Source organism: Methylobacterium sp. Leaf465, assembly GCF_001424705.1.
GTDB lineage: Bacteria > Pseudomonadota > Alphaproteobacteria > Rhizobiales > Beijerinckiaceae > Methylobacterium.
The window spans coordinates 209,638-235,228 of the sequence record NZ_LMRA01000034.1; the positions used below are offsets into that span (position 1 = coordinate 209,638).

A 25,591-nucleotide genomic window follows, 5' to 3' on the forward strand; every position below is an offset into this window, starting at 1 on the left:
GAGGACGCCGCGCCTGCGGGTCCGTGCACCGGTCGGCGCGGGCCGGTCAACAGAACCCTGACGGACGAACACGCCCCATGTCGGAACCGAACGCACCGAAGCCGCCTTCGGATGCTGCGCCCGCGTTCGCGAAGCGCAGTCTCGCCGCCCAGGCCCTGGGCCATGTCGACCCGGTGACGCGGGCCGTGGTGGCACCCCTGCACGTGGCGACCACCTTCCTGCGCGATCCAGACAACGGCTACAGCTCGGGCTTCTCCTACGCGCGCCCCGACAACGCCACCGTGCGGGAGGCGGAGGCCGTGCTGGCGATGCTGGAGGACGCGGCGGCCGGCGCCCTGCTGTTCGGCTCCGGCATGGCGGCGGCCACCGCCGTCTTCACAGCCCTGGAGCCCGGCGACCACGTGGTGGCGCCCCGGGTGATGTACTGGGGCCTGAAGCGCTGGCTCAACGCCGAGATGCCGCGCCGGCGGATCGCGGTCGATTTCGTCGACATGGACGACCTGCCCGCCCTGGAACGGGCGATCCGGCCCGGTACCACGACGCTCGTCTGGATCGAGACCCCCGGCAACCCGCTCTGGACGGTCACCGACATCGCCGAGGCCGCCCGCCTCGCGCACGCGGCGGGCGCCCGTCTCGCCGTCGATTCCACCGCCGCCTCCCCGATCCACACCCGGCCGCTGACGCTCGGCGCCGACATCGTGATGCACTCGGCCACCAAGATCCTGAACGGCCATTCCGACGTGGTGGCGGGGGTGCTCGCCGGGGCCCGGGCGGACGCGTTCTGGGAGCGCCTCGCGGCGATCCGCTCGGGCGGCGGGGCCATCCTCGGCCCGTTCGAGGCCTACCTGCTGATGCGCTCGCTGCGCACCCTTCCGCTGCGGGCGGCGGCGCAGGCCGCCAGCGCGGCCGAACTCGCCCGCCGCCTCCAGGCGCATCCGAACGTCTCGCGCGTCCTCTATCCCGGCCTGCCGGACGATCCCGGCCATGCGGTGGCAGCCCGGCAGATGCAGGGCGGCTTCGGTTTCATGCTGTCGATCCGGGTGCGGGACGGCGAGGCGGCGGCGATTGCCGCGGCGGCGCGGGTTCGGCTGTGGAAGCGGGCGACGTCGCTCGGCGGCGTCGAGAGCCTGATCGAGCACCGGGCCTCGGTGGAGGGGCCGGATTCCCCGTGCCCGCCGGATCTCCTGCGGCTGTCCACGGGGATCGAGGCGGTGGACGACCTGTTCGCCGACCTCGACGCCGCCCTGCGGGATGCGTGAATTTTCGCGTGGTGCGGGGAAGGGGCCTCGCGCGTTGGTGGGCAGGATCATCGCGAGAGACCGCCCGACCATGCCGAAGCCTGCCCTGCTCACCGGAGCCTTCGCGCTCCTCCTCTTCGGCGTGCCCGCCCGTGCCGACAGCGGGCCGCCCGAGCTGAACATCGAGAAGACCTGCCAGTCGGCGGCCTCGGCGAGCGTCAGCGACAATGCCAGCCAGGAAGGTTGCCTGCGCTCCGAGCGTGCCTCGCACGACGAGGTCAAGCGCCGCTGGAACGAGTTCACCCCCGCCGCCAAGCGCCAGTGCGAGAAGCAGTTCGAGGCCGGCGGCTTCCCGTCCTACGTCGAGATGGTGACCTGCCTCGAACTGGCGAGCGGCACCGGCCTGCCGAGGCAGGCCGACGATTCCCGCGCCGGCAAGGGCACCGGCAGCGCCACCAAGGAGCCGAGTCCGGCCCAGCGCACCGACCCGATCAAGGTGCTCGAGAAGCAGTGACGCGGGTCCGGGCCGGACGACTCGCGGGGCGGACGTCGTCCCGGTTCAGCTCGAGGAGGCCGGCACCTCGTCGGCGAGCCAGGTCGGCTCGGCCCGACCACGGCCGGCCTCGGCTGCCCCGCCGCGGCTCTGCGCCAGGGCGGTGAGCTCCGGCGCGCGGGCGGTGTCGTCCACGGTCAGGAACAGGCGCCGGGTCTGCGAGATCCGGCCGAGGCGGGCGCTGCTCGTCAGCACGCTCTGGGCCGGGCTCGACAGCAGGCCGAGCGCCACCGGAGCCATCCAGAGGGCGAGCCAGGGATCGCCGGCGAAGGCGAGGCCGCCCGCCAGCAGGGCGCCCGCCACGAGGGTGTCGACCTGGAGCCGGCAGGCCTCGGCCCACGGTACGCGGCGGTCGTCGCGCACCTGCGCGTCCCAGCGCACGACGCGCCCCACGAAGGTGGTGGCGACGGCGCCCGCCGCGAACAGCGTCATCACCGGCCAGAGCAGGACCCAGATCGCCTGTTCGAGGACGGCGCTCTTCAGGAGCGCGGCGGTGCCGCCGAAGGCCGCGCGGCGTTCGGCCGAAGCCAGCACGTGGCCGAGGCTGAGGAGCTTCGGCACGGCCAGGATCGTGACCACCAGGGCGGCGAGGGCGTGGGCGGCGGCGCCCGTGCCGGTCAGGCCGTAGCCGAGCAGGCCGAGATCGCCGGTCCGTGCCGCCTGGAGCGTGCCGAAGGCGAGGAACAGCACCCAGAGCGGGCAGGCCACGTAGGACAGGATGCCGACGGCGAGGTGCCAGCGGCTGGCGGGGCGCAGGCCCGGCATGGCGGTGACGCGCAGGTGCTGCATGTTGCCCTGGCACCAGCGGCGTTCGCGCCCGAGGAGGTCGACGAGGTTCGTCGGCATCTCCTCCCAGGTGCCGCCCATCTCCGGCAGCAGGCGAACCTCCCAGCCGGCCCGGCGCAGGAGCGCGCCCTCGACGATGTCGTGGCACAGGATCTCGCCGCCCAAGGGGGCCTTGCCGGGCAGCACGGGCAACGCGGCATTGTTGGCGAAGGCCGCGACGCGCACGATGGCGTTGTGGCCCCAATAGCTGCCGTCCGGCCCCTGCCAGGTCTCCAGGCAGCGGATCGCCAGCGGCGCGTAGAGCCGCACGGCGAATTGCTGGATGCGGGCGAACAGGGTGTCGCGCCCGGTGGCGTAGGACACGGTCTGGATCAGCCCGACCCGGGGGTTCTCCTCCATCAGCCGGGCGAGGCGGCGCATGGCGCTGCCGGTCATCAGGCTGTCGGCGTCGAGCACGATCATGAAGTCGTATTCGGGCCCGTAGGTCTTGCAGAACTCCGCGATGTTGCCCGCCTTGCGGCCGGCATTGTCCCGGCGGCGCCGGTAGCGGATGCGCGGCAGGCCGGGGCCGTGCTGGCGGGTCCAGGCCTCGATCCGCGCGAATTCATGCTCCTCGATCGCCGCGATGGCCCCGTCCCGCGTGTCGGAGAGAACGAAGATGTCGATGTCGCCGCCGTCGCCCCCGGCCCGCTGCAGCGAGCGGGCCATGACGCGCAGCGCCGCGAACACCGCCACGGCGTCCTCCGCGTGGATCGCCACCACGGCCGCCGTCCGGCTCAGGCCCGAGGCCTCCGCCGGCACGGTGAGGGAGCGTCGCTCCAGGGCGGATTTCGCCCGGTCGCCGAAAGCCGTGGCGACGAGGCCGTAGACGTATTGCCAGGCTACGAAGGCCTGCCAGGTCATCACGAGGGCGAACAGCCCGAGCACCGCCCCGCCGAGGAGGCCGGACGGCGTTCCATAGGCGCCGAGCGCCAGGGCGGCGACGAGAGCGCCCAGGGCGAGGGGCGGGAGAGCCAGCAGCAGCCGGCGGGCCAGGACCGCGGCGGAGAAGGAACCGCGCGCCTCGGGTGAGAATTCCAGCGGACCCGGGATTTCAGCCGCCGGGGCGTCGTGCGACAACCTGTGGGACATGGGGCGCGGGAAACTCGAAGGAGGGGACACCGTGATCCCTCGACCGGGCGGGCCGGCGAAAGGGAACAGATGCGCGATGGCGAGGGTCTCGAGGGACGCGGACAGACCGAGTCCTTCTCGCGGCGGCAGACCCTTCGGACCACGCTCAGCGTGGCCGTCGGGATGGTCCTGCCTACCGCACACGATCTGAATGCGGGCCGAACGCGCGCGGCGGCTCCCGATCCCCTATCATTCGAGGTCGTGAAGGCGAAGGCGCGGGCGCTCGCGGCGCACCCCTACCAGGCCCAGCCGGACGATCTGCCGCCGCCGCTCGCCGGCCTGTCCTACGACGGCTACCGCGCCATCACCTTCCGGCCGGAGGCGAGCCTGCCGCTGGGCCGCCGCTTCTCGGCCCAGCTGTTCCATCGGGGCTTCCTGCAGCGCAAGCGCGTCGCCCTGTACCGGCAGCCGCGCAACGGTCCGGCCCAGCAGATCCCCTACGCCCCCGACCTGTTCGACCTCGGACCGGACCTGAAGGGGCAGAGCTTTCCCTCCGACCTCGGCTTTGCGGGCTTCCGGCTGCATCATGCCTTCCAGGTCGACCGGCCGGCGGACCAGGAGGAATTCCTCGTCTTCCTCGGCGCCTCCTACTTCCGGCTGCGCGGGTTCGGCCAGGAATACGGGCTCTCGGCCCGCGGCGCCGCCCTGCGCACCGGGGGACCGGGCGCGGAGGAATTCCCGGACTTCACCGCCTTCTGGATCTGCGAGCCGGAGCCCGATGCCCGCACCATCGAGATCTGGGCCCTGCTCGATTCCCCGAGCCTCGCCGGGGCCTACCGCTTCCGCGTGGCGCCGGGCGACCCCTCGGTGATGCATGTCGAGGCGTCCCTGTATCCCCGCACCGCCCTGGAGCATCTCGGGCTCGCCCCCCTCACCAGCATGTTCCTGCACGGGGCGAACGGGCCCGGCGCGCGGAGCGCCGCGCCCTTCGACGACTTCCGTCCGCAGGTGCATGATTCCGACGGGCTGGCGGTGGTGACCCGGGGCGAACGGCTGTGGCGGCCCCTGGTCAACGGCCGGGCGCAGCCGCAGATCTCGGCCTTCGGCGTCGACCCGCTGGAGGGCTTCGGCCTGCTCCAGCGCGCCCGCGACTTTCCCGCCTATCTCGACGTGCAGGCCCGGCACGAGGCGCGGCCCGGGCTCTGGATCACGCCGGAAGCGGGGTTCGGGGCCGGCGCGGTCCGGCTCTTCGAGATCCCGTCGCGCGAGGAGTACATGGACAACATCGTGGCGGCCTTCGTGCCCGGCGCGCCCCTGCCGGCCGGGACCGAGCGAGCCGTGTCCTACACCCTCACGACGGTCGGGGCGGAGCCGGCGACGGTCGTGCCCGGTACCCTCGGTCGGGTCGTCTCCACACGGGTGGGTTCGGCCGAGCGCCTGCGCCCGACTACGCCGCCGAGCCCGGATCGTCGCCTCTACGTCATCGATTTCGCGGGGCCGGGCCTGCCGGCCGACCGCGGGGCGGACCTGGCCGCCGACGCGTCCGCCAGCGCCGGCACGATGGTCGACCCGGTGGTGGAGTTCGTGCCCCAGACCGGCGGCTGGCGGCTCTACGTCGAGTGGCGGCCGCCGACGCCGCTGCCGGCGGGCGACGTGATCCTGCGCGCCCGCCTCGTCCGGGACGGCCGGGCCGTGACGGAGACCTGGGACGCGGTCGCCTGACGATCCGCCCATACGATCTGGCCATGCCGGCGGTGGGTTTGACCTCCCGCCGGCCGGCCCTGTAGACACCCGGCCCCACCCGGAGACGCCTCATGGCCGCCATCAACACGAGTCTCGCCGCCGAACTCGGCGTCGCGGAATGGCAGGTGAAGGCCGCGGTCGACCTGCTCGACGGCGGTGCGACGGTGCCGTTCATCGCGCGCTACCGCAAGGAGGTCACCGGCACTCTCGACGACGCGCAGCTGCGCACCCTGGAGGAGCGCCTCGCCTACCTGCGCGATCTGGAGGCCCGCCGGGCGGCGGTGCTGGAGGCGATCGAGGCCCAGGGCAAGCTCGAGGCCGGGCTGAAGGCGCGGATCCTCGCGGCCGACACCAAGGCCCGGCTGGAGGACCTCTACCTGCCCTTCAAGCTGAAGCGGCGGACGAAGGCGCAGATCGCCCGCGAAGCCGGGCTCGCCCCCCTCGCCGAGGCTCTGCTGGCCCGGCCCGACCAGTCTCCCGAGGCGGCTGCCCGGGCCTACGTGGACGCGGGCAAGGGCGTCGCCGACGTCGAGGCCGCCCTGGAGGGTGCGCGCGCCATCCTGATCGAGCGCTTCGGCGAGGACCCGGAGCTGGTCGGTTCGCTCCGCGAGACCGGCTGGCAGCGCGGCCGGATGGTCGCCACGGTGAAGCCCGGCAAGGCGGCGTCCGGCGAGAAGTTCTCGGATTACTTCGACTTCTCGGAAGCCCTCGCGAAGCTGCCCTCGCACCGCATCCTCGCCCTGTTCCGCGGCGAGAAGGAAGAGGTGCTCGACCTCGCCATCGCCGACGCGGTGGGCGAGGAGCCTGCCAAGGGCCAGCCCGGTTCGCAGGAACTGCGCATCGCCAAGACCTTCGGCATCCGCGACCAGGGCCGACCCGGCGACGCCTTCCTGATGGAGACGGTGCGGCGGACCTGGCGCACCCGCCTGAAGCCCGCCACGGACACGGACCTGCGCGCCCGGCTCTGGGCCGTGGCGGAGGCCGGCGCGGTCACGGTCTTCGCCGGCAACCTGCGCGACCTCCTGCTCGCGGCCCCGGCCGGGGCGCGCCCGACCCTCGGGCTCGACCCGGGCTTCCGCACCGGCGTGAAGGTCGCGGTGGTCGACGCCACCGGCAAGGTGGTGGCCACCGACACGATCTACCCGCACGAGCCGCGCCGCGACTGGAACGGCGCCCTGATCGCTCTCGCCAAGCTCTGCCGGACGCACAAGGTGGAGCTCGTCGCCATCGGCAACGGGACCGCCTCGCGGGAGACCGACAAGCTCGCCGCCGAACTCATCGCCAAGCAGCCCGAGCTGAAACTGACCAAGGTGATGGTCTCGGAGGCCGGCGCCTCGGTCTACTCGGCCTCGGCCTATGCCAGCGCGGAGCTGCCCGAGCTCGACGTCTCGATCCGCGGCGCGGTCTCCATCGCCCGGCGCCTGCAGGACCCCCTGGCCGAGCTCGTCAAGATCGAACCGAAGGCGATCGGCGTCGGCCAGTACCAGCACGATCTGGCCGAGGGGAAGCTGGCGCGCTCCCTCGACGCGGTGGTGGAGGATTGCGTGAACGGCGTCGGGGTCGACGTGAACACCGCCTCGGCGCCGCTGCTGGCCCGGGTCTCGGGCCTCACCGCGCGGGTGGCCTCCAACATCATCGGCCACCGGGACGCCCACGGCCCGTTCCGCAGCCGCGCCGGCCTGAAGAAGGTGGCGGGGCTCGGGCCCAAGGCCTACGAACTCGCCGCCGGCTTCCTGCGCATCCGCGGTGGGACCGATCCCCTCGACGCTTCGGGCGTGCACCCGGAGGCCTACCCGGTGGTGCGCCGGATCCTTACCGCCACTGGCCAGCCGATCCAGGCGTTGATCGGCAACACCGGCGCCCTGCGCAGCCTGGACCCGAAGGTCTTCACCGACGCGACCTTCGGCCTGCCCACCGTCACCGACATCCTGTCGGAACTGGAGAAGCCGGGTCGCGACCCGCGCCCGGCCTTCCGGACCGCGACCTTCCAGGAGGGGGTCGAGAAGATCGCCGACCTGAAGCCGGGCATGCGCCTGGAGGGTGTCGTCACCAACGTGGCGGCCTTCGGCGCCTTCGTGGATGTCGGGGTTCACCAGGACGGCCTGGTGCATATCTCGATGCTGGCCGACCGGTTCGTGAAGGACCCCCGCGAGGTGGTGAAGCCCGGCGACGTCGTGCAGGTCCGGGTGGTCGAGGTCGATCCCAACCGCAAGCGCATCGCCCTCACGATGCGCTCGGACGAGGCCGGCGCGCCGCGTCCCGCCGCCCGCCGCGAGGCGCCGCCCGCTCCGGCTCCGGCCGCGAGACCGGCACTGCGGGCCAATCCGGCGCCGGCGCCCGAGGCCGGCGGCGCCCTGGCCGAGGCTCTGCGGCGCGCGGCCCTCGCCAAGGGAATGCCGAAGCGCTGAGCGCCCCGTCCTCGCCCGGCGGGTGCCGATGGCGCGCCGCCGGGGACGGGCTCACGGGGACACGTTCAGTGGAAGAACGGCAGCGCGTGCGGCGCGTAGAGGCCGAAGCCCAGCAGGGCCAGGCCGGCGACGCCCAGGAGCCCGCCGCCGACCACCAGGGCGAAGATGCCGGTGATGACCTCCGCCGAGGCGAGCACGATGCCGATCTGGAAGGCGGCCGAGGCGATCTCGTAATGGTGGTAGCGGTGCAGGGCGAGGTCGCGCACCTCCTGCGAGTGCCGCGCCTTCTCGGCCAGTTCCTTGCGCCCCTCGCCGGTGGCGGGCTCGCTGTCCCAGCGGGCCATGGTCTTGGCCCACTCGGCGCGCTTGGCCTTCACGGCCTCGGCATTCGCCACCTCCGGCGGCAGCAGCGCCAGGGTCTCGTCGGCGGTCTTGAGGACCGTGCCCCGGATGGTGCGGGCCTGGAAGTAGGCCCACTGGTTGGAGGCCTCGACATTGGCCCCGAGGGCGTCGGTCTGCGCGCCCTTGGCCAGGGTCTCGGCCAGCGCCAGGAACAGCGCCAGCACCGAGATCAGCAGCGCGACGCGCTTGTTCGAACCGCTGCCCGCCCCGTGACCACCCGACATGCTGCCTCCTCCTGATTTGGACGGCGGCAGTCACACCCGATCGCGTCGGCGAGCGCAAGACGCTTTCCCGTCAGTCCGGAAAACCCACGCTAGTTCGGAAACACGTGGCCGCCGATGATCCGCAGGCCCACGGGGCTCCCGGCGGCGAAGCGGTTGGTGTCGGCGGCCTCCACCACCACGGTCTTGCCCTCGGGCCGGTCGACCTCGATGCGCTGACGCCCCTGCGTCCGGTAGGACGAGCGCACGACGCCCTGGAGATGGGCCTGATCGCCCTCGGCGAACTGGAGCTGCCAGGGGCGGGCATAGAGCTTGACCGGACCGACGAGGCCCTCGGGGGCCCGCACCGGCGTCAGGCGGCCGTCGACGCGGACCTCGCCGCCCTGCGCGATCGCCTCGACCTCGATGGTGTCGCCGAGGAACTTCAGCACGGTGGCGGAGACCGGCGCCTCCTGGACCTCGTCCGGAGTGCCGACCTGCTCCAGACGGCCCTTGTCGAGCACCGCGACACGGTCGGAGAGCTCCAGAGCCTCGTCCTGGTCGTGGGTCACGAAGATCGTGGTCTGGCCGGTGCGGTCGTGGATCTCGCGCAGCCAGCGGCGCAGGTCCTTGCGCACCTGGGCGTCGAGGGCGCCGAACGGCTCGTCGAGCAGGAGGACGCGCGGCTCCACCGCGAGCGCCCGGGCCAGCGCGATGCGCTGCCGCTGTCCGCCGGAGAGCTGGCTCGGATAGCGGTCGGCGAAGCCGGAGAGCTTGATGAGGTCGAGGAGGTCGCCGACCCGGCGCTTGATCTCGGCCTTGGCCGGGCGCTCGGACCGCTTCCGGGCGTTGAGTCCGTAGGCGATGTTCTCGGCGACACTCATGTGTTTGAAGAGGGCGTAGTGCTGGAACACGAAGCCCACCGCGCGCTGCTGCACGGGGAGCCGGGTCGCGTCCTCGGCCCCGAACACGATGCGGCCCGCATCGGGGAAATCGAGGCCGGCGATGATGCGCAGCAGCGTGGTCTTGCCCGAGCCCGAGGGGCCGAGCAGCGCCAGCAACTCGCCCGCCCGCACGTCGAGAGAGAAGTCGTGCAGGACCGCGGCCGTGTCGAACGTCTTCGACAGCGCCTCGACCCGGATGGCGGTGGAGCCGCCCACCCGCTCAGTGGCCCCGGGCGCCCGCGGCGATCTCGTCGGCGTAGCGCCATTCGAGGAGGGATTTGACGCAGAGGGTGACGAGGGCGAGGCCGGCCAGGAGGGAGGCGACGGCGAAAGCGGCAACGAAGTTGTACTCATTGTAGAGAATCTCCACGTGGAGCGGCAGCGTGTTGGTGAGGCCCCGGATGTGGCCGGAGACCACCGAGACCGCGCCGAACTCGCCCATCGCGCGGGCATTGCAGAGGAGCACGCTGTAGAGGAGGCCCCAGCGGATGTTGGGCAGCGTCACCGTCCGGAAGGCGTGCCAGCCGGACGCCCCGAGGGTCAGCGCCGCCTCCTCCTCCGCCGTGCCCTGCTCCTGCATCAGCGGGATGAGCTGGCGGGCGACGAACGGGAAGGTGACGAAGATGGTCGCCAGCACGATGCCCGGTACGGCGAAGATGACCTGGACGTCGTGATCGAGCAGCCACGGGCCGAGGATGCCCTGCGCCCCGAAGACCAGCACGTAGATCAGGCCCGAGACTACCGGCGAGACCGAGAACGGCAGGTCGATCAGGGTGACGAGCAGGTTCTTGCCCCAGAACTCGAACTTGGCGACGGCCCAGGAGGCCATGATCCCGAAGACGAGGTTGAACGGCACCGCGATGGCGGCGGTCAGCAGCGTCAGCCGGATCGCCGCGTGGGCGTCGGCCTCGGTGAAGGCGGCGAGGTAGGCGGCAAAGCCCTTGGCGAAGGCCTGCGCGAACACGGTGAGGAGCGGCAGCACCAGGAACAGCGCCAGGAACAGGATCGCGACGGCGATCAGCAGCCAGCGGATCCAGCGCCCCTCGGTGACGACGCTGGCCGGACGCGCCTCGGCGAGGGCGACGGGGGCGAAGGTCTCAGACATAGCCGAATCTCCGCCGGCTCCAGGCCTGGATCAGGTTGATGGCGAGGAGGGTGAGGAACGAGATGCCCAGCATGATCGTGGCGATGGCGCAGGCGCCGCCGTAATCGTACTCGGACAGCTTGATGACGATGAGGAGCGGCGCGATCTCGGAGACGTAGGGCAGGTTGCCGGCGATGAAGATGATCGAGCCGTACTCGCCGACCCCGCGGGCGAAGGCGAGGGCGAAGCCCGTGAGCACCGCCGGGATCAGCGGCGGCAGCACCACCCGCACCAGGGTGTGGACGCGCCCCGCCCCGAGGGTGGCGGAGGCCTCCTCGATCTCCTTGTCGATCTCGGCGATCAGCGGCTGCACCGTGCGCACTGCGAAGGGCAGGCCGATGAACACCATGGCGATGTAGATGCCCACGGGCGTGTAGGCCGCCTCGATGCCGATCCGCGCCAACTGCGCGCCGACGAGGCCGTTGGGGGCGTAGAGGGCGGCCAGGGCGATGCCGGCCACGGCGGTGGGGAGCGCGAAGGGCAGGTCCACCACCGCGTCGACGATCTTGCGGCCGGGAAACCGGTAGCGCGTCAGCACCCAGGCGATAAGGAAGCCGAACACCGAGGCCGTCAGCGCCGCCAGGAGGGAGACGCCGAAGCTGACGCGCAGGGCGCTGGCCACGCGTGGATCGGTGGCGACCTCCCAGATGCCCGCGAAGCCGAGGCCGGAGGCGCGCGTCACCAGAGCGGCCAGCGGCAGCAGCACGATCAGGCCGAGGCAGGTCAGGGTGTAGCCGAAGGCGAGCCCGAAACCGGGGATCACGCTCGGACGGAGGAAGCGGCGCTTCGCACGGGTCGGCGGGTTGGCGCGCGGGGGCGGGGCCATGGTGGTGTCCTGCTCAGGTCTCGGGCCCCGCCCGGGTAAGCGCGGGGATCGGGGAGCGCCGGGTCAGCGCCCCGCCTTGCTCAGCTGGTCGAACAGGCCCCCGTTGTCGAAATTCTTCTTCTGGATCTCGTCCCAGTCGCCCTGCAGATCCTCGATCTTGAACAGCTTCAGCTCGGGCAACTGCGCCAGGTCCTCGGGCTTGGCCGCCGCGCGGTTGAGCGGGCGGTAATGGTGCTTGGCGAAGATGGCCTGCGCCCGGTCGGAATAGAGGAACTGAAGATAAGCCTCGGCCTGTTTGCGGGTTCCCTTCTTGTCGACGTTGACGTCGACCAGGGCGACCGGGGGCTCGGCGTAGATGGAGGTCGGCGGCACCACCACATCGAACTTGTCACGGCCGAACTCCTCGAAGACGAGGTAGGCCTCGTTCTCCCAGGTGGGCAGCACGTCGCCAAGGCCGCGCTGCGCGAAGGTCACGGTGGAGCCGCGGGCGCCGGTGTCGAGGACCGGGACGTTCCTGTAGACCGCCCCCACGAAGGCGTTGGCCTTGTCGGCGTCCTTACCCTCCTTCTCGTAGGCGTAGCCCCAGGCTGCGAGGAAGTTCCAGCGACCGCCGGCGGAGGTCTTCGGGTTCGGGGTGATGACCTTGATGTCGGGTTTCACGAGGTCGCCCCAGTCCGTCACGCCCTTCGGGTTGCCCTTGCGCACGAGGAACACCACGGTCGAGGTGTAGGGCAGGCCCTGGTTCGGCAGCTTCGTCCGCCAATCGGGGACGATCTTCTTCGAGATCCGGCTGATCGCGTCGATGTCGGACGGGATGCCGAGGGTCACCACATCGGCCGGAATGCCGTCGATCACCGTGCGGGCCTGCGAGCCCGAACCGCCATGTGCGGCGCGCACGGTCAGGGTCTCGCCGGTCTTGGCCTTCCACTCCACGGAGAAGGCCGCGTTGATCTCCCGATAGAGCTCGCGAGTCGGATCGTAGGAGACGTTGAGGAGCTCGGTCTGGGCGCAGGCCAGGGTCGGCGCGAGCAGGGCCGCGGCGAGGCCGGCGCCGAGCAGGACTGCATGGCGGCGGGTGCGGCCGGTGGTCCGGGAAGAAGTCTCGCTCACGGGGGTCTCCGAATCTGGCTCGCGCAGCCGGAGCGGAGGCATCCGCATCGCGACCCCGGCGGTGCTGGTTTCGTTCGTTTTAACGAACGTTGTCAAGCGTCGGGCCTGGGTCAGATAAGCCGGTATGGGTCCCTTCGTTCCCCGGAGACCCCCCGATCGAAAGCAAGGTTACCTCGAAGAAGAAGAGGATGCTCCCTGGGTTCTCGACGGAAGAAGAAACTGCTGGTCACGCCGGGTTCTATAGAAAGGACATTTCCATCATTTTTCGAAGCTGGTCGGGTGTCCTGCGCCGGGCGGAGGCGATCGCCGCGATCGGTTGGCTTCACCGCGGAAGAAGGGTGCCCGGTGCCCGCCCCCTCGAGGATGAGGTCGGGGGCGCGGGCCCACCCGGCCAAGGCCACGCCGAACACCCCGCAGGCGGGAGCCTCGGGGCATCGGGGACCGCCTCAGGGCAGGATCCCGGCTACCGCTGGCGGCAGGCGGGAATGTGAGGGTGGCTGAGGAATGGGGCGCGCCGGCCTCAGGCTACGGCGCGGAACGCTCAGTCCGCCGCGACGGCGATGAGCGAGAACAGGGACGCCAGCAGGATGTTGCCGACGACGACGAGGGCGAGCGTGATCATGGAACTGCTTCGTGTGAGAGCGCGGCGGAGTGCGCGTGCTCATCGGATCAACGCACCACTAGCGATCCCGGCGTGAACCGTCCGTGAATTCACGCACAGGCGAGGGCAAGATTCGGAAACGCGGTAAACGGGCCACACCCGGGGCTCAGCGCTTACCCTTGCCGAGCCGGGCGAGCAGCGCCTCGAGCCGTGCGCTCGGCGGATCGGCCACGATCTCGGCGTAGAAGGAGCGAAGGGTGTGCCCGAGATGGCGGCGGACGCTGGGGCCAAGCGTCGGCGTGGCGGGCCGCACCCCATCGGCTCCGGACGAATATTCGCTTCGGGTCTTGGGCATGACTCGGACCCCGGCCTCCGCATCCCGCGCTGCGCACGAGGCAGGGCGGTCGAAGCGTGACAGTGGCACCGATCGGTTAAGGATACGCTGACGCCGCGATGGGTCCGGCGCGCCGGCGCTGCAAGCGCCGCAAGACTTATCAAAGGTTGTCAAGCGCATAGGATAAAATCGCAGGGCTAAAAAAAACCTCTGCCGGCGCCCTTCGGCGGAAATGGCGACCGGCCAAAGACTTGGCCGTTCAAAGGCGGTTCGGGTCGATGGTGAAACGGCTAACGGAGGGTTTCCGGTGATGGACGAATCCGTCCGGATTCGCTTACAACATCCAAGCTCACGGCGCCGCAGAGTGGTTGTTTCTCGAACTCCCGCAACCAATAACGGGAATTATAACCGGCATGCAGAATATTACCATTACTGATCGAGAACGTGATGCTGTATTAGCCGCGCTTCGCTATTATCAATTCTATCGTTTGCAGGGGCATCCCTTCAGCCCGCATCAGGATCACTTGATTGATGCTATTGCGAGCGATTCCGGGGAAGCTCTTGATCTGGCAGAGATCGATGATCTCTGCGCCGGCCTGAACGGAAACGACCACGCTCTCGCGGCCGTCACCAACGCCTGAAATCCGTAGGCAGGTGGGGCGGATGCCGTCGCCGCCCCCGATGCACCCCAACCCGTAAGACCCGCGCCGGCCCCTGATGACGGGGCCAGCGCTCCCCCGGGCCCCATGGCCGGGGCCCGCGCCTCAGGGCGCGCCGTCCACCTGCTTCTGCGCCCGATCGACCGCTTCGCCGCAGGCCTTGGCATCGCCCTTCTTGTCGGCCGTGCGCGCCTCGTCGAGGGCCACCTTCGCCTGCATCGCCTTGTCGCCGCCCTCTCCGGCCTCCGCCGACTTCTCGGGGGCCGCGGCCTCGGCCGAGGCGCTGCCGCCGCTTCCCGTGATGCCCTGACCGCTGCGCGCGCTGGCCGTGGCCTTGCCGCTGGTGTTGGCGGAGATCGCCTCCTTGGCCAGATCCTTCACTGGTCCCTCGAGCTTGGCGATGCGATCGCCGCAGGGCGAGGCGAGGGCGGGCGCCGCACCCGCTGCGAGGAAACCGGCGGCGAGACACCCGGCAACGGGCCACAGGAAACGGGTCATCGATTGCTGTCCTTGATTCGGAAGGTGGGGTCGGCTCGACCGAGGCCGCCTCCGTCGGAGGGTCAACCCCCGGGAGCGAGGCCGGGCTCCCTTGGCGGGGCGGGAAAACCGCCGGCGGGAACACGGTTCGCCGACCCGAGGCCGAATCGGCACGAGCGTGCGTGGGCGTCCGGACGCCTTCGCCTCCGCCAGGGTGCGGTCGGATCCAATGGGGCCGGATATGAGACGGGGCGCAGGACGGCACGAATCCGCCCTGCGCCCCGAACCCTCCCGGAACCCGGGAGGGCGATGCCCGATCAGGCGCTCAGCTGGTCGCGAATCGGCAGCTGCCGGATGCGCCGGCCGGTGGCGGCGAAGATCGCGTTGGCGATCGCCGGAGCCACGGGCGGAACGCCGGGCTCGCCGACCCCGCCGAGGGGACGGCTGTAGTCCGGGTTCGGTAGCAGGTGGACATGGATCTCCTTCGGCGCCGCATCGATGCGGGTGATCTCGTAGCCGTCGAAGTTGTTCTGCTGCGCGCGTCCGTCCTTGAAGGTGATCTCGGCCGTGAGCGCCAGGCCCATGCCCATGACGACCGCGCCCTCCATCTGCGAACGGATCCGCTCCGGATTGACCTGCGGTCCGCAATCGATGGCGATGTCGACGCGCTTGACCTGCACCTCGCCCTTGGGGCCGACCGCCACCTCCGCCGCCACCGCCGTGTGGGTGACGAAGCTGTAGTGGCCAGCGATCCCAAGGCCGGTGCCCTTCTCCATCTTGCGACCCCAGCCGATGCCCTTGGCTGCCGCCTCGATCACGCGGCGCAGGCGCCCCGTATCGATCGGGTAGCGGGCGGGATCCTCGCCGTAGTTCCAGACGTCGCTGATGCTGGTCGGGTCGATGAGCCGGTCAGGACCGATCAACGCGAGCAGGTACTCCTTCGGGTCACGTCCCGCCGCGTGGGCGAGTTCGGACACGAAGGACTGGATCGCGAAGGCGTGCGGGATGTTGGAGACCGAGCGGAACCAGCCGATGCGCACGTGGGCATCCGCCGCCGGGTTCTCGAGACGGATGTTGGGCACGGCGAACGGCGTGTTGGTCAGGCCCATGCCGAGCTCGAACGGCAGCTCGTGCTTCGGGTCGGGGGCGAAGATCGATCCGATGGTGGGCGCCGCCGAGCGGTGCAGCCAGGCGACCGGCATGCCCTTGTCGTCGAGCCCGGCCTCCAGGCGCTCCACCGAGATGGTGTGGTAGTAACCGTGGTGGAGGTCGTCCTCGCGGGTCCAGATCAGCTTGACCGGCGCCCCGTCCACGGCCTGGCTGCACAGGGCCGCTTCCAGCACGTAGTCGGGCTTCGACTTGCGGCCGAAGCCGCCGCCGAGCAGCGTCACGTTCACCTTCACCTTGTCGGCAGGCAGGTTCAGCTTCTTGGCGAGGCGATCATGCGTCGCCTGGGGCGCCTGGGTATTGGCCCAGGCCTCGCAGAACCCGTCCTTGATCCGCACGGTGGCCGCCGGCGGCTCCATCGGGGCCTGGACGAGGTGGGGCACGAAGTACTCCGCCTCGAGCTTCGTCTTGGCCTTGGCCATGGCTCCGGCGACGTCGCCCTGGTCGCGCACGACCTTACCGGGCGCGCGCGCCGCCTTCTCCAGCTCGCCCCGGAAGGCGACGGAATCGTAGGTGGCGTTCGGGCCGTCGTCCCAGGTGATCTTGAGGGCCTCGCGGGCCTTCATCGCCGCCCAGGTGTTCTTGGCCACCACGGCGACGCCGCCGACGGGCTGGAACTCGGACGGAATCTCGGGCGCGTCGATGGTGAAGATCTTGACCACGCCCGCGACCTTCATGGCCTCGGAATCGTCGACGCTCTTGACCTTGCCGCCGTAGACGGGCGGGCGGGCGATGAGGGCGTAGAGCATCCCGTCGAGGCGGGTGTCGATGCCGTACATCGCCTTGCCGACGGTGAAGTCGTGGTTGTCGATGAGACCGATCTTGCCCTTGCCGATGTAGCGGAAGGCGTCCTGCTTCTTCAGCACGACGCTCTCGCGGGCCGGCACCGGCAATTCGGCGGCTGCGGCCGCGACCTCGCCGTAACCGAGGCTGCGCTTCGACTTGGCGTGGGTGACGATCGAGTTCTCAGTCTTCACCTCGCTCGCCGGCACGCCCCACTGCTTGGCGGCGGCCTGGACCAGCATGGCGCGGGCCGCGGCACCGGCATGGCGCAGGTGCGGGAAGAAGTGGCGGAGCGAGCGCGAGCCGTCGGTGTCCTGGTTGCCAAAGCGGGCCTCGTCACCCCAGGCCTGGGCGACCTTCACCTTGGACCAGTCGGCCTCGAGCTCGTCGGCCACCACCAGGGCGATCGAGGTGCGCACGCCCTGGCCCATCTCGGAGCGATGGCAGGTCACCGTCACGGTGCCGTCGGACGCGATGGCGACGAAGACCTTCGGGTCGTCCTGCCAGCCATGCGGCATGGCATCGGCGCCGTATTTCTTGGGCTCGTCCTTCTTGTCCTCGGCCTGGGCCGGGTCACGCCAGGACAGGGCGAGCACCAGGGCGCCCATGCCGCCGAGCATCGCGCGGCGGCTGACATTGGCGAGGGCGCTCGGACCGGGGCCGGTCTCCACGGGTGCAGCGTCGGCCGGCGCGGTGGCGCGGGCCGCCATGGTTTGAGCTTCGTGGATCACAGGCGCTCTCCCTTGTTCACGGCGGGCTTCTGGCCAGCGGCCTGGTGGATCGCGGCGCGGATGCGGGGGTAGGTGCCGCAACGGCACAGGTTCCCGCTCATGGCCTCGTCGATCTGCGCGTCGGTGGGCTTCGGGGTCTCGGTGAGGAGGGAGGCGGCCTGCATCATCTGCCCGCACTGGCAGTAGCCGCACTGCGCCACGTTGAGGTCGCGCCAGGCGACCTGAACCGGATGGTTGCCGTCGGGGGACAGGCCCTCGATGGTGACGACGGCCTGCCCCTCGGCAGCCGAGACGGGGGTGACGCAGCCGCGCACGGCCGTTCCGCCCACATGGATGGTGCAGGCGCCGCAGAGGGCCTGCCCACAGCCGAACTTGGTTCCGGTGAGCCCGACCTCGTCGCGCAGGTACCACAGCAGCGGCATGTCGGGATCGCCGTCGAAGCTGCGTTCAGCTCCGTTCACGGTCAGTTTGATCATCGGTGTATCCTGTCATGGATCAGGCCACGGGCCGGTCGGGATCGGCGTCACGCCAATCCATCAACCGGCGGGAAGCCGTCGGGGTCACATGTCGGGCGTTGGCACGGTCGACGTGGCGTCGCCGTCCGCATCGAAAGGTCCTGAGATGCGGCGGCGGATCCGGCCTCTCCGATCGGGAGAGCCGTCGCAGCGCACGAAGCCCCCACGCCCCGCACCTCGGAATGAATCCAATTAAACGTCCGGGCTGTTGCGGCGCAACCGGAGGCTGGCCCCGTCATCCGTCCCCGGACGGGCGATGCGGCCTCCATGTGCCGTTGCGCACGGGGCGAAGCCGGACGGGTGGTCCGGATCGCCGGGTCGCACGTTGCTTTTGCCGGCTTCCACGCAAATCCCAACCGGTGACGGTCGGCCCTCCCGGCTCTCGCGTCTCGCGGTTCAGGTCTCGACCAGGCCGGCGCTCGACCCGCTCGCGCCGGAATCGCCGGCCCCGTGCGGCAGGGCGAGGTATTCCGAGGAGCGCATCTCGATCAGGCGGGAGACCGTGCGGTCGAATTCGAAGGCCTCGCGCCCCTCGGTGGCGGTGTAGAGGGCCTGGGGCTCGGCCGCGGCCGAGGCGACGAGCTTCACGTGAGCGTCGTAGAGGGTGTCCACCAGGGTGATGAAGCGCTTGGCCTCGTTGCGGTTGTCCGGCCCCATCACGGGGATGTCCGAGACGATCACCGTGTGGAAGGCGCGGGCCACCGCCATGTAGTCGGAGGCGCCGAGCGGCTGGGCGCAGAGGTCGGCGAAGCCGAAGCGGGCAACGCCGCCGGTCTCCTCGGGTACCGGCACATCGTGCCCCTTCACCCGCAGGGTCGCGGGCCGGCCCTTGGCCTTGCCGGTGAGGCCCTTGAACGCTGCCGCCAGGGCTGCCGCCGCCGTGCCGTCCGCGGGCACGTGATAGACCGAGGCGCCCCCGAGCTTCTCCAGCCGGAAATCGGTGCGGGAATCGAGGCGCAGCACCTCCACCCGATCCTGCAGTTCGGCGACGAAGGGCAGGAACAGGGCGCGGTTCAGGCCGCCCTCGTAGAGCCGGTCGGGCTCGACGTTGGAGGTCGCCACCACCGTGACGCCGCGCTTGAACAGGGCGCCGAACAGGCGGCCGAGGATCATCGCGTCGGCGATGTCGGTGACGGTGAACTCGTCGAAGCAGAGCAGCGTCGCCTCGTCGGCCAGGGCGTCGGCCACCACCGGGATCGGGTCGTCGCCCTTGGCGGTGCCAGCCTTCAGGGCCTGGCGATGGGCGTGGATGCGCTCGTGCGCGTCGGCGAGGAAGCCGTGGAAGTGCACCCGGCGCTTCGGTTCGGGGGCGGCCTCGTGGAAGAGGTCCATCAGCATGGTCTTGCCCCGTCCCACCGAGCCCCAGATGTAGAGCCCCTTGGGCGTCGTCGCGGCATCGTCCCGGCGGCCGAACAGCCAGCCGAGCGCGCTGCCCTTGCGGGCGCGCTTGCGGCGGCCGAGCTCCAGCACCAGGCGGTCGAGGGCGCGCACCAAGTGGATCTGCGCCGGGTCGCGCTCGATGGCCGCGGTGCGGACCAGGGCCTCGTAGCGGTCGGAGACCGGACCGGGGGACACGGCGCCGGCCTTGGCCTGGCTCGACGGCGCGAGGCCCGAGGAGGAGGGGGCGTTCACGGTGTGGGCGACCTGTTCGCGGAGGAAGGGGATCGGGCGGCCGGCGGATCTGCCGGTCTGACGCGGCCACCCCGCGGGATCAAGCCCCGGATCCGGTTCCGGCGCCGGACGCGCGGCAGCCGGTCGCTTTGCTGCATTGCACAAATGTGGCAGCGATGCCAGATCTGATCCGCCTTGAGGGAGGCTACGCCCGGAACCGGCACGTCCTGCGCGCCCCGAAACCGGAGACCGGCACCCGATGCCCGATACGCATCCGACCCTTCAACCGATCCTCCGCCGCCTGTGGCCCAACGATGGCCCGGCGGTGGAATCCTACTTCCTGCGGCTCGACCCGGAGACCCGGGCCAACCGCTTCATGGGCTCGCTGAGCGACGCGGCCGCGCTCACCTATGCGCGCAACGCCCTGAGCGCCGAGGGCCTGATGTTCGGCAGCTTCGTCGACGGCACCCTGCGGGGGCTCGGCGAGTTGCGTCCCACCTCCGCGCCGCCGCCCGGTTTCGTCCTCGGGACCGAGGCGGAGGCCGCCTTCGCGGTGGAGAAGGCTTATCGCCGCCATGGCCTCGGCCAAGCCCTGTTCCGGCGGATCGCCGCCGCGGCCCGCAACCGCGGCGTGCGCGACCTGCACGTGCGCTGCCTTGCCTGGAACCGGCCCATGCGGGGCCTCGCCGCCAAGGTCGGCGCGGACCTGCGCATCACCGGCGGCGAGGCGGACGGCGCCCTGCATCTCGCCCGTCCGACCCCCGTCTCCCTGTGGCAGGAGGGCGTCACCGAGGCGGTGGATTTCACCCTCGCCCTCACGGCGGCGTGAGTCCGGCTTTGCCGCACGGGGTCCGGGAGGTATCGTGGCCGGTATGACGCCGCCCGGACGAGTTCCCCCCGCCCGGGTTCGGCCAGGGGGCACCATGATGGATCTTTCGCGGCGGAGCCTGTCCGTCCTCCTCGCCTGCACGGCTCTCCTGCCGGGCGCGGCCCTGGCCCAGACCGATGCCCAGGCCCGTCCCGACACCCGCGCGATGACCTGCGCCGAAGCCGCGGCCCTGGTGGCCCGGGCCGGCGCCGTCGTGATGAGTACGGGGCCGGCGACCTACGCGCGCTTCGTGCGCGACGGCGGGTTCTGCCCGCTGCCGGAAACCACCCAGCCGTCCTGGGAGACAACCCGGGACGATCCCAAGTGCTTCGTCGGCTATACCTGTCGCGACAAGTTCAACGAGGGCCAGGGCCGGGACTGAGGTCCGGGGGCATTCCGTCGCCTGACGCCGACCTGCGCCCGCGCTTACGGCCACGCTGCCTTGTTGCCGCCCCGCCCTCTGCCGATGGTCGCCGCCGGGACCCGCCCCGGGAGAGGACGGGCTCGCCGACGAGGGGCCCAGCATGGACCGGACCGAGACCACCCGCCCGCTGAGCCGGCCGGCCGAAGCGCGCCTCGAGCGTTCCGTGGCCGATGCCCTGCGCATCATCAGGGCCGCCTGCGCCGAGCGGAACGAAGCCCCCGTCAAGGCTGCCCGGCGCCAGCTCGCCGCGATCTACGGCGCGACCCGCCTCAGCCGGCAGCGCGAGCGCCGGAGTGCCTCGGCCTGAGCTCCCGTCACCGGGCCGGTCGCTCGGCGAGCCAGATGGTGTGGCGCGCCCCGCGCGAGCGCCCGGCCCGCACGCCGACCGCCTCCACCCGGAAGCCGCCCCGCGCCAGTCGCTGGGTGAAGGCTGGATCGGGATGGGCCGACCACACGGCCAGAACCCCGCCGGGGCGCAGGGCGGCCCGTGCGGCGGCGAGGCCCGCGGCGTCGTAGAGCTGGTCGTTGGCGCGGCGCGTCAGCCCGTCCGGGCCGTTGTCGACATCGAGGAGGATCGCGTCGTAGGCCCCGCGCCCTGCGCGGATCACCGCGGCGACGTCCGCCACCCGCGCCTCGGCGCGCGGGTCCGACAGCGCCTCGGACGAGAGGCCCGCCAGGGGGCCGCGGCCCCAGTCCAGAACTGCCGGCACGAGCTCGGCCAGCACGATCCGGGCCTCCGCGGGCAGGGCGTCGAGGGCGGCCCGGAGGGTGAAGCCCATGCCGTAGCCGCCGATCAGCCAGCAGGCATTCGTCCGGAGCCCGAGCCGCGCGGCGGTCAGGGTCGCCAGCGCCTCCTCGGAGCCGCTGAGCCGGCTGTTCATCAGCTCGTTGTGGCCGAGCTGGATCGAGAATTCGGTGCCCCGCTGCAGCAGGCGCAGGGAGTCCGACCCGCCCGGCACGGGCGCCGTGCCGAGGACGACCCAGGGGATCACGAGGGGGACTGGCGGGTAGGGCGGATCATGCGACCCTGGCTAGCACGGGTCGCCGACCGGATCACGTGGCACCGCGGCGCCGACCCGCCCCCCGCCCGACGCGGGTTCGTGCGGGCTAGAACAGCCCCTCGATCTGCCCGTTGGCGTCGAGGTGGATGCCCTCCGAGGCCGGGATCTTGGGCAGGCCCGGCATGGTCATGATCTCACCGCAGATCACCACGACGAAGCCCGCGCCCGCCGAGAGGCGCACGTCGCGCACCGCGATGAGGTGGCCCGAGGGCGCGCCCATCAGGCTCGGGTCGGTGGAGAACGAGTACTGCGTCTTGGCCATGCAGACAGGCAGGTGGCCGTAGCCGTCCTTTTCGAACTGGGCGAGCTTGGTGGCGGCCTTCGACTCCACCTGGATGTCGCCGGCGCCGTAGAGCTTGGTGGCGATGGCGAGGATCTTGTCGGTGAGCTTGGTCTCGGTCTCGTAGACGTAGCTCAGGGGCTTCTGCTCGCCGTTGGCGAGCTTGACCACGGCGTGGGCGAGCTCCTCGGCGCCGGCACCGCCCTCCGCCCAGTGCTTGCAGGTGATGGCCTCGACCTGGAGCTGGTCCCGGCACAGCGTCTTCAGCTTGGCGTGCTCCGCATCGGTGTCGGCGTAGAAGTGGTTGACGCCCACGACGACGGGCAGACCGAAGCTGCGCACGTTGGCGACGTGGCGCGCCAGGTTGGCGAAGCCCTTCTCCAAGGCCTCGAGGTTCTCGGAGCCGAGCTCCTTCTTGGAGACGCCGCCATGCATCTTGAGAGCGCGCACGGTGGCGACGATGACCACTGCGGAGGGCTTCAGGCCGGCCTGGCGACACTTGATGTCGATGAACTTCTCCGCACCGAGATCGGCGCCGAAGCCGGCCTCCGTGACCACGTAGTCGCCGAGCTTGAGGCCCGCGCGGGTGGCGATCACCGAGTTGCAGCCATGGGCGATGTTGGCGAAGGGGCCGCCGTGGATCAGGGCCGGGTTGCCCTCCAGGGTCTGCACGAGGTTGGGCTGCAGGGCGTCCTTCAGGAGCACCGTCATGGCGCCCGTGGCCTTGACGTCCTTGAGCGTCACCGGCTTGCGGTCGCGGGTCTCGGCAATGACGATGCGGCCGAGGCGCGCCTCAAGGTCGTCCAGGTCCTTGGCGAGGCAGAACACCGCCATCACCTCGGAGGCCACGGTGATGTCGAAGCCGTCCTCGCGGGGGAAGCCGTTGGCGACGCCGCCGAGGGACTGGGTGATGGCGCGCAGGGCCCGGTCGTTCATGTCGACCACGCGGCGCCAGTGGATGCGGCGCACGTCGATGTTGAGCTCGTTGGCCCAGTAGACGTGATTGTCGATGAGGGCGGCCGCCAAGCTGTGGGCTGAGGTGATGGCGTGGAAGTCGCCGGTGAAGTGCAGGTTGATCTGCTCCATCGGCACGACCTGGGCCTTGCCGCCGCCGGCCGCGCCGCCCTTCATGCCGAAGCAGGGCCCCAGCGAGGGCTCGCGCAGGCACATCACGGTCTTCTGGCCGATGCGGTTGAGCGCATCGCCGAGGCCGACCGTGGTGGTGGTCTTGCCCTCGCCGGCCGGCGTCGGGCTGATCGCCGTCACGAGGACGAGCTTACCCTCGGACTTGGTCTCGAGCGACTTGATGAAGGCGTGGTCGATCTTGGCGATATGCTTGCCGTAGTGATGCAGCGCGTCGTCCGGGATGCCGATCTTGGCGGCGACCTCGGTGATCGGTTGAAGCGTGGCCGCGCGCGCGATCTCGATATCTGAGGGCATTGGTGCGTTTCTCCCGGATTGTTCTTGCGCGATCGGGTCCGGCAAGGCCGCATTCCGTCCGCTGGCGTTCGTCGTTCGCCGCCAGGACCGGATCCGCCGACGTTGGGCCGTGCGGATCGGCCAAGCGGCCACGCATCATCGATCGCATCAGTTTGCGTGAAGGGACAAGCAAAAGCGCGTCGGAAATTTTGAATTTGCAGGCAAAAATTTGTTTGGGATCAGACCTGTGTCAGCCCGTCATGGCACTCGCTGTGTATCCGGCCTCGTTCAGCGCCTCCGCGATGCTCAGGGCCTGAGCGGTGGTCGTCACCGCGACGCGTCCGTGATCGAGGTCGACCGCGACCTTGGCCTCGGGGTCGAGGCGCTGGATGGCCCGGCACACCGCCGCGGCGCAGCCGTCGCAGGTCATGCCCTCCACCTGCATCAGGAGGTCCGATGGCGTCGCGTCCATGAGGTTCGCTCCGGGCTTCTCGTTCCGCGGGGCGCATTGTGGCGCCTCGCGACGCCGATGCAAGCGGTCCGGCGCGCGCCGCGTGGGACGTCCCGGAAGCACAGGACACAGTTCGGGAAAATCCGTTTGCGGGGCCGTCCGGTGGCTTGTGGGCCGGGAGCGTCTCGGCAACAAAAGAACGCCGGACCGGCCGAGGTCGGACCGGCACCCGTATTTCCCTGTCGTATCGAGGATCGAAGACTCCGATGGCCCGGATCATCGGCCGGCGTACGAGCCTGTGGGCCCTCGGTCTGCTCGGGCTCTGCCTTCTCGGGCCGCTCGCGGTCTTCTCCCCGCTCGGGGCGAGCCTCGGGCTCGCGGGCCTCGGGCTCGTGGCGGCCCTCGTCGCCCATCGCCGCGCGGGCACGCTGACCGCCCGGTGCGAGAAGCTGTCGGGCGAGGTGGACGTGCTGTCGCAGCGGCTGGTCCGGCTGGAGACGGTGACCCGCGCCCTGGCCGAGCAGCAGGTCCGGGCCGTCGATGCGGGGCTTCCCGCGAGCGCCCCCGGCCCGGATCCCCGCGACCTCAGCGCCGGCATCGAGGAGGTCACGGCCGAGATCGGTCTCCTCAGCGGCATCGTGCGGGAACTCGCGGCCGTGGTGGCGGCGCAGGACGGCGAGATCGCCGGCCTCAAGGCCGTGCCCGCCCCCGTCGTTCCGCCCGTCGCTCCTCCGCTCCGCCCCGTGCCGCGGGTCATCGCTCCGGAGCCTGAAATTCGCCCCGAGCCGCGCTTCGACGCGCCGCCTCTCCGGCGCACCGATCCGCCGCTGGTCGCGCCCTGGACGCCGCGGGCCCTCGGCCGGGCCGAGGCCCCGGTGCGCGACCCCGCGCGCGACGCGGCCCTGATCGCCGCCTTCGACGCCGCCGGCCTGGAGGTCCACCTCCAGCCCATCGTGTCCCTGCCCCAGCGCAAGGTGGTGTCCTACGAGGCGATGGCACGCCTGCGCCTAGCCGGCGAGACCCTGATGCCGGAGGCGTTCGTGCCGGTGCTGGAGCGCCACGGGCGCACCACCGACCTCGACCGCCGCATGCTCCAGCGGGTCGCCACCATCGCCCAGCACCTCGCCGGGCGGGGCAGCCAGGCGGCGGTGGCCTACGGCCTGTCGCCGCGCTCCCTGTTCGAGCCGGGCTTCCTGCGCTCGCTCGGGCGCCTCGTCGAAGGAGCGCCGGACCTGTCGGGACGGGTCATGCTGGCCCTGCCGCAGGCAAGCTGGCGCAACCTTGACGCGGAGCAGGCCGGCGCCCTGGCCGACCTGCGCGGACGCATCGGCTTCATCCTGGACCGGCCCCTCGACCTGCGCCTCGATCCCCTGGCCCTCGCGGATCGCGGGGTCGCACAGGTGAAGGTCCCGGCCGACCTGCTGCTGCGCCCGGATTCGCGCCAGGCCATGCCCGACATCGCCCTCGAGGACCTCGTGGCTTCCCTGGCGCGGGCCGGCATCCGCCTCGTCGCCGAGGGCGTGGAGCGCGAGACCGATGTGCCCGACCTCATCGAGCTCGACGTGCCCCTGGCGCAGGGCAGCGTGTTCGCGCCGGCCCGGGTGGTGCGCGCCGAGGTGCTCCAGGCGGCCCCGGCCTCGTCCGAGCCGACTCCGCCGAGCGAGGATCCGGAGCCGCCGCCCCAGCGCCGCCCGTTCCGCGACTTCCTGCGCCGGGCCGGCTGAGACCCGCGCGGCGTTGCTTTTC

At 71.2% G+C, this 25,591-nt stretch carries 23 protein-coding genes; 9 read left to right on the top strand and 14 right to left on the bottom strand.

Going from position 1 to position 25,591, the window contains the following annotated elements; all coding sequences use genetic code 11:
• The first annotated feature begins 77 nt into the window (after positions 1 to 77).
• Both ASG51_RS16125 and ASG51_RS16130 read left to right on the top strand, forming a co-directional pair.
• A complete protein-coding gene (locus ASG51_RS16125; protein ID WP_056381856.1) occupies positions 78 to 1,259 on the top strand; it encodes an aminotransferase class V-fold PLP-dependent enzyme in 1,182 nt (393 codons plus the stop codon).
• Positions 1,260 to 1,329: 70 nt separating this feature from the next.
• Positions 1,330 to 1,752, top strand: a complete 423-nt coding sequence (locus ASG51_RS16130) for a hypothetical protein (RefSeq protein WP_056276272.1) — start codon at positions 1,330 to 1,332, stop codon at positions 1,750 to 1,752.
• Positions 1,753 to 1,797: 45 nt separating this feature from the next.
• On the opposite strand, the gene mdoH is transcribed toward ASG51_RS16130, so the two are convergent.
• Entirely contained in the window at positions 1,798 to 3,708 is a 1,911-nt protein-coding gene (gene mdoH / locus ASG51_RS16135) for a glucans biosynthesis glucosyltransferase MdoH (RefSeq protein WP_082514043.1), read from the bottom strand.
• A 162-nt stretch (positions 3,709 to 3,870) separates the two neighbouring features.
• Here mdoH and ASG51_RS16140 point away from each other — a divergent pair, with 162 nt between their 5' ends.
• Together ASG51_RS16140 and ASG51_RS16145 are read left to right on the top strand one after the other, a co-directional pair.
• Positions 3,871 to 5,409: a glucan biosynthesis protein gene (locus tag ASG51_RS16140; RefSeq protein ID WP_082514072.1), complete on the top strand. Its 1,539-nt coding sequence runs from the start codon at positions 3,871 to 3,873 to the stop codon at positions 5,407 to 5,409.
• A gap of 92 nt (positions 5,410 to 5,501) precedes the next feature.
• Positions 5,502 to 7,838: a Tex family protein gene (locus ASG51_RS16145; protein WP_056381858.1), complete on the top strand. Its 2,337-nt coding sequence runs from the start codon at positions 5,502 to 5,504 to the stop codon at positions 7,836 to 7,838.
• Between the two features lie 65 nt (positions 7,839 to 7,903).
• Here ASG51_RS16145 and ASG51_RS16150 read toward each other — a convergent pair whose 3' ends face one another.
• The 6 genes from ASG51_RS16150 to ASG51_RS16175 form a co-directional block, all read right to left on the bottom strand.
• Entirely contained in the window at positions 7,904 to 8,464 is a 561-nt protein-coding gene (locus ASG51_RS16150) for a DUF4337 domain-containing protein (RefSeq protein WP_056218638.1), read from the bottom strand.
• Positions 8,465 to 8,553: 89 nt separating this feature from the next.
• Entirely contained in the window at positions 8,554 to 9,600 is a 1,047-nt protein-coding gene (locus tag ASG51_RS16155) for a sulfate/molybdate ABC transporter ATP-binding protein (RefSeq protein ID WP_056276262.1), read from the bottom strand.
• Positions 9,601 to 9,604: 4 nt separating this feature from the next.
• Positions 9,605 to 10,489 carry a sulfate ABC transporter permease subunit CysW gene (cysW, locus tag ASG51_RS16160; RefSeq protein WP_056276260.1) on the bottom strand — a complete coding sequence of 295 codons (885 nt, stop codon included), beginning with the start codon at positions 10,487 to 10,489 and terminating at the stop codon, positions 9,605 to 9,607.
• A complete protein-coding gene (cysT, locus tag ASG51_RS16165; protein ID WP_056218645.1) occupies positions 10,482 to 11,354 on the bottom strand; it encodes a sulfate ABC transporter permease subunit CysT in 873 nt (290 codons plus the stop codon). Before cysT ends, cysW begins: the two co-directional genes overlap by 8 nt.
• Positions 11,355 to 11,417: 63 nt before the next feature.
• On the bottom strand, positions 11,418 to 12,413 hold the full coding sequence (locus ASG51_RS16170) for a sulfate ABC transporter substrate-binding protein (RefSeq protein ID WP_244480177.1): 996 nt from the start codon (positions 12,411 to 12,413) through the stop codon (positions 11,418 to 11,420).
• Positions 12,414 to 13,231: 818 nt separating this feature from the next.
• Positions 13,232 to 13,420 (bottom strand): hypothetical protein, encoded by a 189-nt coding sequence (locus ASG51_RS16175; RefSeq protein ID WP_056218648.1) that lies wholly within the window; start codon positions 13,418 to 13,420, stop codon positions 13,232 to 13,234.
• A gap of 392 nt (positions 13,421 to 13,812) precedes the next feature.
• Here ASG51_RS16175 and ASG51_RS23545 point away from each other — a divergent pair, with 392 nt between their 5' ends.
• Positions 13,813 to 14,040, top strand: coding sequence for a hypothetical protein (locus ASG51_RS23545; RefSeq protein ID WP_082514044.1), 228 nt, complete (start codon positions 13,813 to 13,815; stop codon positions 14,038 to 14,040).
• A 123-nt stretch (positions 14,041 to 14,163) separates the two neighbouring features.
• Here ASG51_RS23545 and ASG51_RS16180 read toward each other — a convergent pair whose 3' ends face one another.
• The 4 genes from ASG51_RS16180 to zapE form a co-directional block, all read right to left on the bottom strand.
• A complete protein-coding gene (locus ASG51_RS16180; protein WP_056276255.1) occupies positions 14,164 to 14,556 on the bottom strand; it encodes a hypothetical protein in 393 nt (130 codons plus the stop codon).
• Positions 14,557 to 14,852: 296 nt separating this feature from the next.
• Positions 14,853 to 17,195 (bottom strand): xanthine dehydrogenase family protein molybdopterin-binding subunit, encoded by a 2,343-nt coding sequence (locus ASG51_RS16185; protein ID WP_156389763.1) that lies wholly within the window; start codon positions 17,193 to 17,195, stop codon positions 14,853 to 14,855.
• Between the two features lie 17 nt (positions 17,196 to 17,212).
• Entirely contained in the window at positions 17,213 to 17,692 is a 480-nt protein-coding gene (locus ASG51_RS16190; protein ID WP_056218655.1) for a (2Fe-2S)-binding protein, read from the bottom strand.
• A gap of 435 nt (positions 17,693 to 18,127) precedes the next feature.
• Complete coding sequence (gene zapE / locus ASG51_RS16195; protein WP_056219477.1) at positions 18,128 to 19,306, bottom strand: cell division protein ZapE; 1,179 nt, start codon at positions 19,304 to 19,306, stop codon at positions 18,128 to 18,130.
• Between the two features lie 295 nt (positions 19,307 to 19,601).
• On the opposite strand from zapE, the gene ASG51_RS16200 reads away from it, so the two are divergent.
• From ASG51_RS16200 to ASG51_RS16210, 3 genes are all read left to right on the top strand, one after another.
• Positions 19,602 to 20,171, top strand: a complete 570-nt coding sequence (locus ASG51_RS16200) for a GNAT family N-acetyltransferase (RefSeq protein WP_056381861.1) — start codon at positions 19,602 to 19,604, stop codon at positions 20,169 to 20,171.
• A 94-nt stretch (positions 20,172 to 20,265) separates the two neighbouring features.
• Positions 20,266 to 20,592, top strand: a complete 327-nt coding sequence (locus ASG51_RS16205; protein ID WP_244480168.1) for a hypothetical protein — start codon at positions 20,266 to 20,268, stop codon at positions 20,590 to 20,592.
• 142 nt (positions 20,593 to 20,734) lie between these two features.
• Positions 20,735 to 20,941, top strand: a complete 207-nt coding sequence (locus ASG51_RS16210) for a hypothetical protein (RefSeq protein ID WP_056218660.1) — start codon at positions 20,735 to 20,737, stop codon at positions 20,939 to 20,941.
• Positions 20,942 to 20,948: 7 nt separating this feature from the next.
• Here ASG51_RS16210 and ASG51_RS16215 read toward each other — a convergent pair whose 3' ends face one another.
• From ASG51_RS16215 to ASG51_RS16225, 3 genes are all read right to left on the bottom strand, one after another.
• Positions 20,949 to 21,626: a spermidine synthase gene (locus ASG51_RS16215; protein WP_056218664.1), complete on the bottom strand. Its 678-nt coding sequence runs from the start codon at positions 21,624 to 21,626 to the stop codon at positions 20,949 to 20,951.
• Between the two features lie 115 nt (positions 21,627 to 21,741).
• A complete protein-coding gene (locus ASG51_RS16220) occupies positions 21,742 to 23,415 on the bottom strand; it encodes a formate--tetrahydrofolate ligase (protein ID WP_056218667.1) in 1,674 nt (557 codons plus the stop codon).
• 229 nt (positions 23,416 to 23,644) lie between these two features.
• Positions 23,645 to 23,866 carry a heavy-metal-associated domain-containing protein gene (locus ASG51_RS16225; RefSeq protein ID WP_056218669.1) on the bottom strand — a complete coding sequence of 74 codons (222 nt, stop codon included), beginning with the start codon at positions 23,864 to 23,866 and terminating at the stop codon, positions 23,645 to 23,647.
• A gap of 245 nt (positions 23,867 to 24,111) precedes the next feature.
• Here ASG51_RS16225 and ASG51_RS16230 point away from each other — a divergent pair, with 245 nt between their 5' ends.
• Positions 24,112 to 25,569, top strand: a complete 1,458-nt coding sequence (locus ASG51_RS16230) for an EAL domain-containing protein (protein ID WP_056351944.1) — start codon at positions 24,112 to 24,114, stop codon at positions 25,567 to 25,569.
• The last annotated feature ends 22 nt before the right edge of the window (positions 25,570 to 25,591 follow it).